We start from the raw sequence: 14,588 nt of genomic DNA, 5'->3' as shown, positions 1-14,588 counted from the left end.
TAAATTTTTGACATGGTATCAAATAATAATCCAAAGAACAATTTAACTTCCCGCGTTATCAAACCTAGCGCGTACATTTATTACTAAATTTCTTTCATTCTTTTTTATGTTTTAATAACATTTGCTTTTTAATCGATAATGGTAATTGCGAAGCAATAAAATCAGGACTTACTGCCAACTGTCCTACAGATGGTATTAAACCATAATAATTAGGACAGAGATACATGATAGAACTATCAAGATTAACTTTATAAAATACATACTTACTTTTGCAATAATCAGGTTTATTAGTAAGTGCAACTTGTATTATGGGCGTTCCTTCCATTTTGTTTTCAATGAAAAAGGCATTCATCCAAAGATTAGTAATACTTAAAAGTGCAATAACAACTAGGAATGCATTAACAAAGCTGTATACATATTTTAACGTACTCTCACTACTTAAATGAGAGATAACGTAAATTAAGGTAATCAACAATATAAGCAAATTAGAAGAATATATAGCGGCATTATAATAGTTAAAATAAGTACCAAAAATTTGATTACCTGAGAATTGGAGATGAATCAACATGGCTATAAGGCTTAGCCAAAGAGCTGAAATCATGTAATAGATAGCATCTTTTTTTATTCCAATAATTAGGAGTATTAAAGCAATTAATGGAAAAAAATTTTGAATTAATTTTGCAATGATATACATTCAAGAGATACTCTTAAAATTAGGGCCTGTTGACAATTGGTTTTCCTCTGCCTACGTTCCATATATAAAGTGAAGAGTGTTGAGGACAACAAACCGTATATTTATTCTTAAAAACCATATAGTTATAACAGTATTTTTAGTTGGTGTATAGTGACGTTGTCTCAGTTTAGTTGGAGTATAGATTTTTTTGTTTGATAAGAATAATGCTTGGTTGTACAGGATATCGTGTTGTTTTAATTATCGCTTCGGGAAGCATGATTTGTTTCACAGTGAAATCCCCCTCAGTTTTCATTATATAATGAAGTGGATTAATAAGTTCTTTAAAAGAGCTCATATTTTTTTGTTTAGAAAAAGATACGGATGAATGAATACTACCTATCCATAAAGGTTTATTTGATTTCAATAAAGTATAATTAGACTCCCAAATTCTTAATTCCAAAGTTAAATCAGATTGTTTCTCGGCATAGGTCATTATTAATACAGGCGGCTTATTTTCATAAAGTTGAGTAAATAATGGTAATTTAACCCTATGAGGTTCTTTATTCATGTGCCTCAATAAATTGGAAAAAAATGAATCGAAATGTAACTCCCATCCATTTTCTTCTAGACTATGTTGGAATAAATATAAATCACCAGCATATTGCAAATTAAATAGACTGATCTTTTTACCAATTCTACTTAATTGGTAAATTGGCAGTATGGGTTTTGTTTGTTGCCACCACGTCTTTTCACTTAAGGTATATTGTTGGTGATAAGGTGTGTGGTTATAGGATAATGTTTGGAAATGATAAGAGGTGGCTAAGAATGAAAATAAAATAATACTGATAAAAAAAGGTGAAAATACTAATAAAGAAAATGATACTTTTTTAAGATTAAAGTTTATTTTTCTATAAATTAGACAGTGAATTAGGCAGATTGTTGCGCCTGCAAAATAAGATGCAATAATATCCGTGAACCAATAATCTCCTAAATAAATAGAGCCTAAACCACTTAAACCTAAAATTGTAAACATTATAGACTTAAGGACATTAGTAAATAGATCGTAAGTGTTTTTTATATAAAATAAGATGAACCCATATAACGCTGTAGCAATTTCAAGATTAATTGCAGGAAAAGAGGAGCCAGGCATAACTACTAAAATTCCAGTAGGTCTTGGTACGTATACAGAGAATGCCAATATGAATACGAGAAGATAATTAAAAATAATAAGACTTAACAAATAGATTACTGTAGAAATTTTATTCTGGTAAATAAACCAGCAAGAACTAATAATGAAAAAACTGACAATGGTTATTGTGCTAGTAAGCTGGGTACAAAAAATAAAAAAGATTTTGAGCACTGTTGTATTAAAACTTTGGAGAAATAAATGAATTGGTAAATTGATATAAGACAGCAATGAGGTCTTAATTGTTAATCCTAGAAGAATAATAAAACTGATGATACAAAAAAGAGTAATAAGTACTAAAGATGCTGTAGGATAGTGGTCTTTTTCTTCTTTCGGAGTAAGTGCTTGATACACAGGAGCTAATAATGAATTATTTTTAAATTTGATCCATAAATTATGTAACGATAATTTCAAAAAAGAATTTAATTGTTTAATTAGCCACTTCACTATTAAGCTGATAAGCCAAATTCCTGCGAGAAGTATAAGGATTAATACGAATAAGTGTGTTGCGTTCTCTGTAGATAACTCATGGCTTGCTGCACCAAGAACGACGCCTGGCATTATATATAAAAGAGACCATCCTATAGCAGATAAAACATTAGCAACAAAAAAATGCCATTGCTTCATATGCAGTATTCCTGCAATCACCGGAATTATAGATCGTAGGGGGCCTACAAAACGACCTATAAGGACACTTTTCCCCCCATGGGCCTTAAAAAAGTCTTTACCATATTGTAGCCATTTGGGATATTTTTTAAATGGCCAAATATCAATTAGCTGATCGCTATAATAGTACCCTAGTACATAGCTTAAACTATCACCTGCTACTGCACCTAAAATAGCCGCCAATAAAGTAAGGTCAACGCGCATGACCCCTGAACCTGCGAGAATTCCTATAGCAGTCATGGTAACACTTCCAGGTACTATACTTCCTATGATTGCTAATGATTCTGTTAATGAAATAAGAAAGGTTATAAATAAAGACCAGTGAGGGTTTTGTTGTAACCAGTCCGTAAGTGGTTGTACATAATCTATGAACAAGCTCATGCGTCACTAAGGATAGAATTGTTGTAAAAAATACTGCACAAAATGTTGATTGACTTCATCTAATTGTACCTTAGGATAGAAATGACTTATCTGAGTCATTTCCATTTTTGCAAATCCACAAGGATTAATGCCTAAAAATGGTTTTAAATTCATATCAACATTAAGTGCAATTCCATGATAAGTACAACCATTTTTTACTCTTAAACCTATAGAGGCGATTTTTTGTTCTTTTACATAGACTCCTGGGGCTCCACATCGAATCGATCCTTCAATTTTGTATTGCCCAAGAACAGAGATTAAAATTTGTTCCAGTTTGCTTACTAAGGATCTGATACCTAAATTTTTCCTTCTTAAATCCATTAAAACATAAGCTACAAGTTGGCCAGGTCCATGATAAGTTACTTGTCCTCCGCGATCAGATTGTATTATAGGTATATTAGTAGGATTTAAGATATGTTCTGGTTTTCCTGCTTGACCTTGAGTATATACAGAAAAATGCTCGAGCAGCCAAAGTTCATCTTCAGTGGTAATTTGGCGACTTTGCGTAAAATCCTTCATTTGCAGCCAAACATCATCGTAATTTTGAATACCTAGCTGTCGTATTTTCATTATAACACCATCTTTACTTCTGGATGCTGAGTAAGTGCTTGATAAAATGCATCGAGACTTTCTTGATTTTCAACAAATACTGAAACGGTGATTGCCAAATAATTAGAGTTTTTACTCATTTTATGTGTCAATGCATCTTGAGTTGTCTCAGGAAAATGGGTCAGGGTAATTTGCTTAATTTCTTCTAGAAAAAAAGTTGAATTATTCCCTATTACTTTTATAGGAAAGTAACAGGGAAAATCAATGAATGTTTCTTTAGTCATCCTGTATAAACCTTAGGAACCAAACCATCCTTTAAAAAGCAAACGTATAGAATCTTTGGCTCGAGTAAAAAAGCCCCCAGACTCTACATCTTGTAGCGCATAAAGGGTTTGAGTAGATACAACATTATTATCAAATTGTACAACTAAATCACCTATTTTATCTCCTTTTTTAATCGGAGCTTCGAGATAAGAAGGTATTTTAGTTGTAACATTAAGACGTTGATATTGCCCAGTTGGAATTGTGATGTACTGATCTTCATTTAGTCCAACAGCTACCTTATCTATTTGTCCTTTGTAAAGAGGGAGCTCTGTAATCGATTGTCCGGATTTATAAAGTTGATGTGTTTCAAAAAATCTGAAACCATAGTTAAGTAGCTTCTCACTGTCGTCTGCACGAGATGAGTCAGTAGACTCGCCCAAAACCACTGCCAATAAGCGCATATTGTCACGTTTTGCAGAAGATACCAAACAGAAACCCGCCTCGTTTGTATGGCCTGTTTTTATACCATCTACTTGATTATCACGCCACAACAATCGATTTCTATTCGGCTGGCGAATACCATTGTAGGTAAACCATTTTTGTTTGTACCACTCATAATATTGAGGGAAGTCAACAATTAATGCTCTACCAAGAATCGCTAAATCTTTAGCTGTAGTATATAAGTTAGGATCGGGTAAGCCAGTGCTGTCAGTAAAGTGACTGTTTTTCATTCCTAAATTCTGGGCTTGTTGGTTCATGAGGTCTGTAAAGGAGTTTTCAGTTCCACCTATATGCTCCGCCATAGCAACACAGGCATCATTTCCAGAGTCAACAATAATTCCTTTAAGCAAATCTTCTACAGGTACTTGTTCTCCTTCTTTAATAAACATACGTGAACCGCCAATTTTCCATGCTTCACGGCTTACTCTAACATTATCATTGAGATGGATTTGTTCATGATGAAGAGCATTAGAGACAACGTATAAAGTCATCATTTTAGTTAAGCTAGCAGGTGGCAATCGTTCTTCACTGTTCTTTTCGGCAATGATTTTTCCACTATTTACATCGATTAGTATATAAGCTTTAGCATTAAGAATAGGTGCAGCAGGAGTTACTAACGGTTTATTCGTAATTGTAGGAGATGGCCTATCTAAGTTTGTTGTAGGCTTTGTGGGTAACGTACCTTCATCAGCCATAGAATGAGTTGACTGTACGAATAAAGTGATAATAAACAATGTAGTTAAAAGAATAGACGTTTTTCTTGTCATGTTATTGCCTAATGTAATTACAAAAATATGCATATGTTACCACACCCTTTTCCATGCAACAAAAGGGCATGTGAAAAATAATGAAATTTTTTTCTATTAAAAAAATTCTTCGAAATTAAGTCATATTTCGGTATATTAGCCAATAATAATAATAATTCGAAATGGTAAATATGCGAAAGATACTTATTGCTATGACAATTCTATTAACAGGATGTCAAACTACAAATCAGTCTCTTAATACAGCATCCTCCGGTGGAAAAAAAAATACAAGATACGCATCTCAACGTGTGAATAATTCAATTTATAACCGCTATAAAAATAAATCAAATCGATATACTCAATATCAGGATGGAGCACCAACAAAGCAAAAAAAAATCAATTTTAAAGAGCCTGTTCCTACAAAAGAACCTTTAAGTCGATATGGCAATCCCAGCGAATATTCAGTTGATGGACGTTCCTACCAAGTGATGAGAAATTCGTCAGGTTATAAAACACGAGGAGTTGCTTCATGGTATGGAACAAAGTTTCATAAACAAAGAACTTCAAGTGGTGAGCCTTATAACATGTATGTTATGTCTGCTGCACATAAAACATTGCCTTTGCCTACTTATATAAAAGTAAAAAATTTAGATAACGGGAAAGAGGCTATAGTTAAAGTGAATGACCGTGGGCCTTTTCACTCTAATCGGATTATTGATTTGTCTTATGCAGCGGCATTAAAACTTGGAGTGTTTCCTAAAGGGACTGCAAATGTTGAAATAGAAACATTAGCAGGACCAGGACAAGCTCGCTATTACATACAAGCAGGAGCGTTTACAACAGAGGCTTCTGCAAAACGCTTAAAAGAAAAGTTGGTTCGTATTACATCATTACCTGTTTCTATAGAACGTTATCGTCGAAACTATATTGTCAGGGTAGGACCATTTGGATCAAAAAATACGGCAGATGGTTTAAAGCGTAAATTAGCACTTAATGGAGTGAGAGGATCATTTTCCGTTTTGATTTGATTGAATAATGGAATATAGAGATAGCTAATTTGCGGATAAATAGATAAAATTATTGCGTCTATATTTCAAGATACTAATATTGTAAGAATAAATAGTGTACTCAGGATGAAACAAAGCAGTGCAGGCATTAATGTCTTGTTTCTTTGATTCATGATAATATTTTCTAAATTTTTTGGGCTAATTAACATTATAAGGTACTTGATCAATGCATGATGGTTCTGTGTTTTATACCATTTTTTTAATTTTCGCAGGCGCAGCATTTTTATCTACGTTGGTTCTTTATACCAAACAATCTTTATTAGTTGCCTATATTCTACTTGGGGCAATGCTTGGGCCTTGGGGATTGAAGCTTGTATCTGACATTAGTGTTGTGAAGCAAATTGGCGATGTTGGTATTGTCTTTCTTCTATTTCTGCTTGGATTGCACTTACAACCGCAAAATCTTATACATATGTTGAGAAAAGTAACCTGGATTGCTTTAATTAGCTCTGTACTTTTTGCCGTAACTGCATATTGGATTGGGCGATTTTTTGGGTTAACTGTAGCTGAGTCATGGATTTTAGGTGGTTCGATGATGTTCTCAAGTACAATTATTGGCTTGAAACTATTACCTACTACTATTTTACATCACCAACACACAGGTGAGGTCATGATCAGCGTTTTATTGATGCAAGATGTTATTGCAATAATTGTATTAATCTTGATTAATGGCGCCCAACAAAGAAGTGGCCTCTCTTTTGATGATATTATGTTAGTTGGTATTGCGTTACCTGCACTTTGTCTTTTTGCTTTTGCAGTAGAAAAATATGTTTTGATACGCTTACTTGCTCGCTTTGATAGAACACAAGAATATGTATTTTTATTGTCCATTGGTTGGTGTCTTGGTTTATCTGTTCTTGCACAAAAGATAGGTTTGTCAGAAGATATAGGTGCGTTTATTGCTGGGGTAGCATTAGCTGCTAGCCCTATTTCTCTTTTTATTGCAGAAAGTTTAAAGCCATTAAGAGACTTTTTTTTAGTGATGTTCTTCTTTTCGATTGGAGCAACTTTTAATTTTGATTTGGCGAAGCAAATTGTTGTACCTGCTTTGATTTTATCTGCCTTAATTCTCCTTATTAAGCCCATGTTGTTTTATTTTCTTCTTAATAAATCCGGTGAAAAAAAGCAGGTTGCAAAAGAAGTTGGAGTTCGATTGGGGCAAGCAAGTGAGTTTTCATTGCTTGTGGCAAGTATTGCATTGAGCACGCAGCTCATCTCTGATAAAGCATCAAATTTGATCCAAGCAACGACCATTTTAACGTTTATTGTTTCATCGTATTTTGTTGTGTTGAAATACCCAACGCCCATAGCCTTATCTGATAAAATGCGTAAGGATTAAATAATGAAATTATTAGTTATACTTTTATGTCTATTTTGTGAACGATTCCTGATTCATACAGTCGCTTATCAACGATTTTATTGGTTTACTAATTATTATCAAAAGATAAAAAGTAGAGCAGATAAGAATAGTTTTTTTGTTAATCCTTGGGCGCTCCTGGCTTTAATAGTAATACCTCTATTACTGCTGGCATTAATTCTCTATTTATTATTGCACTCTATTTTTTTTGGTTTAATGGGATTGCTTTTAAGTATTGTAATTTTTTTCTACTGTCTTGGACCTCAAAATATATTCTATCCAATCACACATTCAGAGGTTAAAAGTGATCAGGAGTTAATAGCCGATTATTTTATCTGTGCAAACAGACAGCTATTTTCTCTTGTATTTTGGTTCATTGTTGCAGGGCCAATTGGAGCGCTAGCTTACCGCTTGATTACTTTATGTCGAGAATTTAATACTGTTCATGAACAAGCCAATGAAATCACGGATCTGCTTGAATGGATACCTGCACGGCTTACAGTAATTCTTTTTTTACTGGTGGGGAATTTTCAACGAGGTATTTCTTTATTTACTCGTTTTCTTTTTGCAAAACCAGAAATCAATTCCGAAATGTTACGTGATTGCGGGTTGCAAGCGGTTAGAAGCAATGACATGGAAGAAATATCCATGCCTGCAGCCGAAAGTTTAGTGGAGCATGCAATTATTGTTATGTTAGTCTTTATTGCTTTATTTACATTATTTTCTTGGATGTAGCTTATAACGGATATTTATATGAGCTTTTTTTTGCGATTATTGTGCTGTGTTGTATTACTTAGTCTATTGGGTTGTCAAGGAATGCGACAAAACGTGCTTAAGGAACGGGTGGTAGCGCAGTGCAATATGACCTGTATGCAGCATTTTGAGTTTTGTAAGAAAAATTGTATTGATAATTGCCCAACTTGTTCTGCTGTATCTCAAACTACAGCTGCTAATGATTTTGAAAAATATGTGCATGAAAGAAAAGTTGAGGGCAAAAAAGTGATGCGTGAGTTGAATTCTTATCGCGATCCACTACAATGCCGCAAAGTAACTTGTGACTGCTTGTCAGACTTGAATGTTTGTAAGCAAAGTTGTGCTGGTGTAATTCCAAAAAAATTACAAGCTGTACCTAATTGTACTTAATAGATTTCGGGGAACACTTTCATGGCAAATGAAAATAATTTAGATTTGGATCCTGTAGAAACACGTGAATGGCTGGAGGCCCTGCAAGCTGTATTGATCAATGATGGTCCGGAAAGAGGAGCGTTTCTTTTAAAACAGCTTCTTAATAAAGCAAACACCGAAGGCGTCAACTTATCCAGCTCAATAAATACACCTTACAGAAATACCATTAAGATTCACGAAGAAAAACAAATGCCTCCAGATGAGGGGCTTGCTAAACGAATTAGTGCACTAATTCGGTGGAATGCTGTGGCTATGGTATTACGTGCCGGCAAATATGCAGCAGAACTTGGTGGACATATTGCTTCTTATGCCTCAGCATCTACCCTGTATGAAACAGGATTTAATCATTTTTTTAAAGGTTCGAGTAAAGAAAGCTGTGGCGATCTAATTTATATTCAGGGTCATTCTGCTCCAGGTATCTATGCGCGTGCATTTTTAGAAGGGCGACTCACAGAGAAACAATTAAGCAAATTCCGACAGGAAGTTGAAGTTGATGGTTTATCATCTTACCCTCATCCTTGGCTTATGGGGGAGTTTTGGCAATTTCCTACTGTCTCAATGGGGTTAGGGCCTTTACAGGCTATTTATCAAGCAAGATTTTTAAAATATCTGGAAAATAGAGGACTCATAAAAGCAGAGAATAGAAAAGTATGGGCTTTTCTTGGTGATGGTGAGATGGATGAGCCTGAGTCTGTTGGCGCTTTAAGTATTGCTGCTCGAGAAAAATTAGATAATCTTATTTTTGTTATAAATTGTAATCTGCAACGTTTAGATGGTCCTGTTCGAGGTAATGGCAAAATTATTCAAGAATTAGAAGGATTATTCCGGGGGGCAGGTTGGAATGTAATTAAGGTTATATGGGGAGGACGCTGGGATCCACTATTTGCTCGTGATAAAGATGGTTGGTTGCAAAAGCGTATGCAAGAGTGTGTCGATGGAGATTATCAAGCTTATAAGGCACATGATGGTGCTTATGTAAGGCAACATTTTTTTAATCATTATCCCGAATTAAAGAAAATGATTGAAAATTATACGGACGAGGAAATTTGGCGCTTAAATAGAGGTGGCCATGATCCGCAAAAAGTTTATGCCGCATATGCTAAAGCAGTTGAGCATAAAGGAAGTCCAACAGTTATTTTAGCAAAAACAATAAAAGGCTATGGCATGGGAGCTGCTGGTGAAGGACAAAATATTACTCACCAACAAAAAAAGATGACTGTAGAACAACTGCAAGTATTTAGAGATCGATTTAGCATTCCTATCAGTGATGATAAGATTGCTGATATTCCTTTTTACAAGCCCGCAGATGATAGTCCTGAAATTAAGTATATTAAAAAGCAAAGGGAGCTTTTAGGAGGCTATTTGCCAGCACGATCTACTCAAGTAGACTCTCTTAAAATCCCATCTTTAGAAGATTTTTCTTCAATTACTAAGGGATTGGGAGACAGAGAAATTTCTACAACTATGGCTTTTGTCCGCATTCTTTCAGTTTTGTTGAAAAATAAAGAGATTAGCTCACGAATCGTCCCCATTGTTCCAGATGAGTGTCGAACTTTTGGTATGGAAGGATTATTCAGACAAATAGGCATTTATTCACCTGTTGGTCAACTTTACACTCCTGTAGATCATGAGCAAGTCATGTTTTATCGTGAAGCACGTGATGGACAAATTTTAGAAGAAGGCATTAATGAGGCAGGTGCTTTTTGTTCGTGGATCGCAGCAGCTACATCGTATAGTTCGAATAAATTAGCGATGATTCCGTTTTATATTTACTATTCCATGTTTGGTTTTCAACGCATTGGCGATTTAGCATGGGCAGCAGGAGATATACAGGCACGAGGATTCTTACTTGGTGGTACTGCCGGACGTACAACACTTGCTGGTGAAGGTTTACAACATCAAGATGGTCATAGTCATTTGTATGCTTCTACCATTCCTAATTGTGTTTCTTATGACCCTACTTATGCATACGAGCTTGCAGTGATCATTCAGAATGGGCTGTATCGTATGTATGAAAAGCAGGAAAATATTTTCTATTACATTGCCGTAATGAACGAAAATTACACACATCCAGATATGCCTGAAGGAGTAGAAGAAGGCATTATAAAAGGAATGTATTTACTGCAAACAAGCAAGAAAAAATCCAAACATCACGTACAACTTATGGGTAGTGGAACAATATTGCGTGAAGTCCTTCAAGCAGCAAAAATGTTGAAAGAAGATTATTCTGTGACTTCTGATGTTTGGAGTGTGACGAGCTTTAATGAATTAAGAAGAGATGGCTTAGCTGTAGAGCGTTATAACGCAATGCATCCCCAAGAAAAAGAACAAAAATGTTATGTTGTGGAACAATTAAAGGGTAGACCTGGTCCAGTAATTGCCGCGACTGACTATATGAGAATTTATGCGGATCAAATTCGTCCTTTTGTTCCAAATCATTATGTAACTTTAGGAACTGATGGCTACGGAAGAAGTGATACACGTCAACAGTTGCGTCATTTTTTTGAGGTTGATGCTAAATTCATCGTTTTGGCAGCTTTGAATGCTTTAGTTGCTGAAGGAAACCTTGATAAATCTAAGGTTGTGGACGCAATGAAACGCTATAACATTGATCCTGATAAATTGAATCCGGTTAATCATTAGAATTGAATTAAATAATCGGGAGAGGGCAAACGCCGTAATCCGTGAGTTCTGATGCATTAACAATCTGTCCTAGGTAATTGCTTTATTTCTACCTAGGCTAAATTTGAGGAATGAAATGTCAAAAGAAATAGAAGTTAAAATTCCTGATATTGGCGGCGCTACTCAGGTTGATGTGATTGAAATTATGGTTCAGGTTGGAGATCAAATAGAAGTAGATACTCCTCTAATTACGTTGGAATCCGATAAAGCCAGCATGGAGATCCCTTCTCCGATTGCTGGAAAAGTTACAAAGCTGAGCGTTAATGTAGGCGACAAAATATCGGAAGGAGATGTAATTTTATTGGCTACTGTTGAAAAAGAAACTGAAACAGCTAAAGAAACTGAATCTACGGCTGTTGAAAAAAAAGGATTAGATTCTAAAGAAGAGAAGCAGCCTGAAACGAAAAAGGAACAAGAAAAGAAATCAAATGAAAAGCAAACAAGCACTGAAAAAAAAGTTAAAGTTCCTGACATCGGAGGTGCCACTCAGGTTGATGTGATTGAGGTTATGGTCGAGGTTGGGGATCAAATAGAAATAAATATGCCTCTAATTACATTAGAATCCGATAAGGCGAGCATGGAGATCCCTTCTCCGGTTGCAGGAAAAATTACTAAACTGAGTGTTAAAGTAGGCGATAAGGTATCAGAAGGGGATGAAATTTTAATAGCTACAGTAGAAAATGAAACTGAAGCAGTTAAAGACAATGAAACTAAAACTGAAGAAGACACGATCCCTACTTCTCAGCAATCTGCTGTTGCCCCAGAAATACCTAGGCATACTCAAGTTGCTCCGGAAAGCACAGAGTCAACAATTATAGCCGCAGGTCCTGCTGTAAGACGATTGGCACGAGAATTTGGCGTAAATTTAACTGAGGTACAGGGTAGCGGACGTAAGTCACGTATTACTAAAGATGATGTCCAAGCTTTTGTAAAAGCAAGATTAAGTGTACAACCGAATGCTGGAACTTTGGGTATACCACCTAGCCCGATTATTGATTTTTCCCAGTTCGGTGAAATTGAGACAAAGCCACTGAATAAAATTAAAAAACTCACTGGAGCTAATGTTCATCGTTCTTGGGTCACTATACCTCATGTGACTCAGTTTGATAGAGCAGATATCACTGATGTTGAGGCGTTTAGAAAATCTGAGACGGAAAAAGCTAAGGAGAAAGGATATAGACTGACCCTATTGGCATTTGTTTGCGCTGTAGTTAGTAAAGCTTTAAAAGAGTTTCCTCAATTTAATGCATCTTTAGATTCTTCAGGCATCAATCTTATTTACAAAAAATACTGCAACATTGGAATTGCAGTAGAAACGCCAAATGGTTTAGTAGTGCCTGTTATTAAAAATGTGGATCAATTAAGTGTTGTAGAAATTGCAATTGAAATGACTCGTTTGAGCACAAAAGCTCGAGATAAAGGTTTAATGCCAACGGATATGTCAGGAGGATGTTTTACTATTTCTAGCTTGGGAGGCATTGGTGGCACATCTTTCACCCCCATAGTAAATAGTCCGGAAGTTGCTATTCTAGGTTTATCTCGCTCAGAAATAAAACCTGTTTATGAAAATGGTGCATTCCAACCAAGATTAATGCTGCCTTTATCTCTTTCTTATGATCATCGAGTTATTGATGGTGCAGAAGCAGCACGCTTTACTCGTTTTATTGGTGATTGCTTAAGTGATATAAGACGAATTTTACTGTAATTTGTGAGGAAAAACTGCAATTAAGGGGCAGAGAACCCTCAATTACAATGTGTGAATGATTTTAATAATATCTAATTTAAGAGGCTTGTAATGGCTAATCAAATAAAAACAGATGTCATCGTGTTAGGAAGTGGTCCTGGGGGATATACCGCGGCATTTAGAGCAGCAGATTTAGGAAAAAAAGTAGTATTGGTGGAGCGTTATGATTCCCTTGGTGGGGTTTGTTTAAATGTTGGTTGTATTCCATCTAAGGCATTACTTCACATAGCTAAGGTTGTTGAAGAGGCTCATGAAATGTCTGATCAAGGCGTTAGTTTTGGCAAGCCTAAACTTGATAATAAAAAAATTGTGGCTTGGAAAAACTCTGTAGTTTCTAAATTGACAGGTGGCTTAAAAGCTTTATCAAAACAACGTAAAGTTGAAGTAATTACTGGAATTGGTAAATTTTCGGGTACCCATCAAGTAACTGTTACTACCAAAGATGGAGCAGTAGAAGTTGAGTTCGAAAATGCGATTATTGCAGTTGGTTCTGAGTCCATCAACTTACCATTTATCCCAGAAGACAAACGAATCTTTAGCTCTACTGGTGCATTAGAACTTGCAGATATTAAAGGTAGTTTATTGGTTTTAGGTGGGGGTATCATTGGTTTAGAAATGGCTACAGTTTATTCATCTTTAGGAGTCGAGGTAACTGTAGTTGAATTTATGGATCAACTTATTCCTGGGGCTGATGCTGATTTAGTAAATGTTCTACAAAAGCGAATGCAGAAAAAAGGGGTTAACTTCCTTTTAAAAACAAAAGTAACTGCAGTAGAAGCTAAAAAGGACGGTATTTATGTTTCTATGGAAGGCGAGCACGCAACAGATAAGCCACTTTGTTTCCAACAAGTTCTTGTATCGGTAGGCAGAAAACCTAATGGTGGAGCGATTGATGCAGAAAAAGCCGGAGTTAAAGTCGATGAACGAGGATTTATCAACGTAGATAATCAACAAAGAACGAATGTTTCGCATATTTTTGCTATTGGCGATGTTGTAGGTCAACCGATGTTAGCACATAAGGCCATTCCAGAAGGAAAAATTGCCGCAGAAGTTATTGCAGGAAAAAAACATTACTTTGATCCTAAATGTATTGCGAGTGTTGCTTATACAGATCCAGAGCTTGCATGGACTGGGCTCACTGAAAAAGAAGCTAAAGAAAAAAATATTCGTTATGAAAAAGCCGCTTTTCCTTGGGCTGCCAGTGGTCGTGCGCTGAGTATGGGACGCGAAGAGGGAATGACAAAGTTATTGTTTTGTCCAGATACGAAGCGAATATTAGGAGCAGGAATTGTTGGGGTTAACGCAGGAGATTTGATCGCTGAAACCTCTTTAGCCATTGAAATGTGTTGTGACGTTGAAGATATTGCTTTAACGATTCACCCTCATCCAACGCTTTCCGAAACTGTTGCTCAAGCAGCAGAGGCATTTGAGGGAACTATTACAGATCTTTATTTGCCCAAAAAGAAGAAAAGTACGGATAGCGCGTCTTAGACACTTTATCATTTTGTAGCCTGGGTTTAGAATGATTTTCCCCCCAGGCGAGCAATT

At 35.7% G+C, this 14,588-nt stretch carries 12 protein-coding genes; 7 read left to right on the top strand and 5 right to left on the bottom strand.

Annotation, left to right across the window (positions count from 1 at the left end; all coding sequences use genetic code 11):
* Positions 1-94: 94 nt before the first annotated feature.
* The 5 genes from Lsan_RS17930 to Lsan_RS17910 form a co-directional block, all read right to left on the bottom strand.
* Positions 95-694, bottom strand: a complete 600-nt coding sequence (locus Lsan_RS17930; RefSeq protein WP_058515489.1) for a hypothetical protein — start codon at positions 692-694, stop codon at positions 95-97.
* A 166-nt stretch (positions 695-860) separates the two neighbouring features.
* A complete protein-coding gene (locus tag Lsan_RS17925) occupies positions 861-2,906 on the bottom strand; it encodes a VTT domain-containing protein (RefSeq protein WP_058515488.1) in 2,046 nt (681 codons plus the stop codon).
* Positions 2,907-2,912: 6 nt separating this feature from the next.
* Complete coding sequence (lipB, locus tag Lsan_RS17920; RefSeq protein ID WP_058515487.1) at positions 2,913-3,515, bottom strand: lipoyl(octanoyl) transferase LipB; 603 nt, start codon at positions 3,513-3,515, stop codon at positions 2,913-2,915.
* A complete protein-coding gene (locus tag Lsan_RS17915) occupies positions 3,515-3,778 on the bottom strand; it encodes an HP0495 family protein (RefSeq protein WP_058515486.1) in 264 nt (87 codons plus the stop codon). The genes lipB and Lsan_RS17915 overlap by 1 nt, the downstream gene beginning before the upstream one ends.
* A 12-nt stretch (positions 3,779-3,790) precedes the next feature.
* Complete coding sequence (locus tag Lsan_RS17910; RefSeq protein ID WP_058516075.1) at positions 3,791-5,026, bottom strand: D-alanyl-D-alanine carboxypeptidase family protein; 1,236 nt, start codon at positions 5,024-5,026, stop codon at positions 3,791-3,793.
* A 170-nt stretch (positions 5,027-5,196) separates the two neighbouring features.
* Between Lsan_RS17910 and Lsan_RS17905 the strand changes: the two genes are divergently transcribed.
* From Lsan_RS17905 to lpdA, 7 genes are all read left to right on the top strand, one after another.
* On the top strand, positions 5,197-6,033 hold the full coding sequence (locus Lsan_RS17905) for a septal ring lytic transglycosylase RlpA family protein (protein WP_058515485.1): 837 nt from the start codon (positions 5,197-5,199) through the stop codon (positions 6,031-6,033).
* Positions 6,034-6,238: 205 nt separating this feature from the next.
* Positions 6,239-7,411, top strand: coding sequence for a cation:proton antiporter (locus tag Lsan_RS17900; protein ID WP_058515484.1), 1,173 nt, complete (start codon positions 6,239-6,241; stop codon positions 7,409-7,411).
* Between the two features lie 3 nt (positions 7,412-7,414).
* The gene (gene ampE / locus Lsan_RS17895; RefSeq protein ID WP_058515483.1) at positions 7,415-8,164 is read left to right on the top strand and encodes a regulatory signaling modulator protein AmpE; all 750 of its coding nucleotides are present in this window, start codon (positions 7,415-7,417) and stop codon (positions 8,162-8,164) included.
* Positions 8,165-8,182: 18 nt separating this feature from the next.
* Positions 8,183-8,572 carry a hypothetical protein gene (locus tag Lsan_RS17890; protein WP_058515482.1) on the top strand — a complete coding sequence of 130 codons (390 nt, stop codon included), beginning with the start codon at positions 8,183-8,185 and terminating at the stop codon, positions 8,570-8,572.
* A gap of 21 nt (positions 8,573-8,593) precedes the next feature.
* Entirely contained in the window at positions 8,594-11,257 is a 2,664-nt protein-coding gene (aceE, locus tag Lsan_RS17885) for a pyruvate dehydrogenase (acetyl-transferring), homodimeric type (RefSeq protein ID WP_058515481.1), read from the top strand.
* 115 nt (positions 11,258-11,372) lie between these two features.
* Positions 11,373-13,001 carry a dihydrolipoyllysine-residue acetyltransferase gene (gene aceF / locus Lsan_RS17880; protein ID WP_058515480.1) on the top strand — a complete coding sequence of 543 codons (1,629 nt, stop codon included), beginning with the start codon at positions 11,373-11,375 and terminating at the stop codon, positions 12,999-13,001.
* 90 nt (positions 13,002-13,091) lie between these two features.
* Entirely contained in the window at positions 13,092-14,531 is a 1,440-nt protein-coding gene (gene lpdA, locus Lsan_RS17875; RefSeq protein ID WP_058515479.1) for a dihydrolipoyl dehydrogenase, read from the top strand.
* The last annotated feature ends 57 nt before the right edge of the window (positions 14,532-14,588 follow it).

This window comes from Legionella santicrucis (assembly GCF_001468135.1).
Classification (GTDB): Bacteria; Pseudomonadota; Gammaproteobacteria; order Legionellales; family Legionellaceae; genus Legionella; species Legionella santicrucis.
The sequence above is the reverse complement of the archived record's forward strand: the minus strand, read 5'-3'. Positions and strand labels throughout refer to the sequence as shown.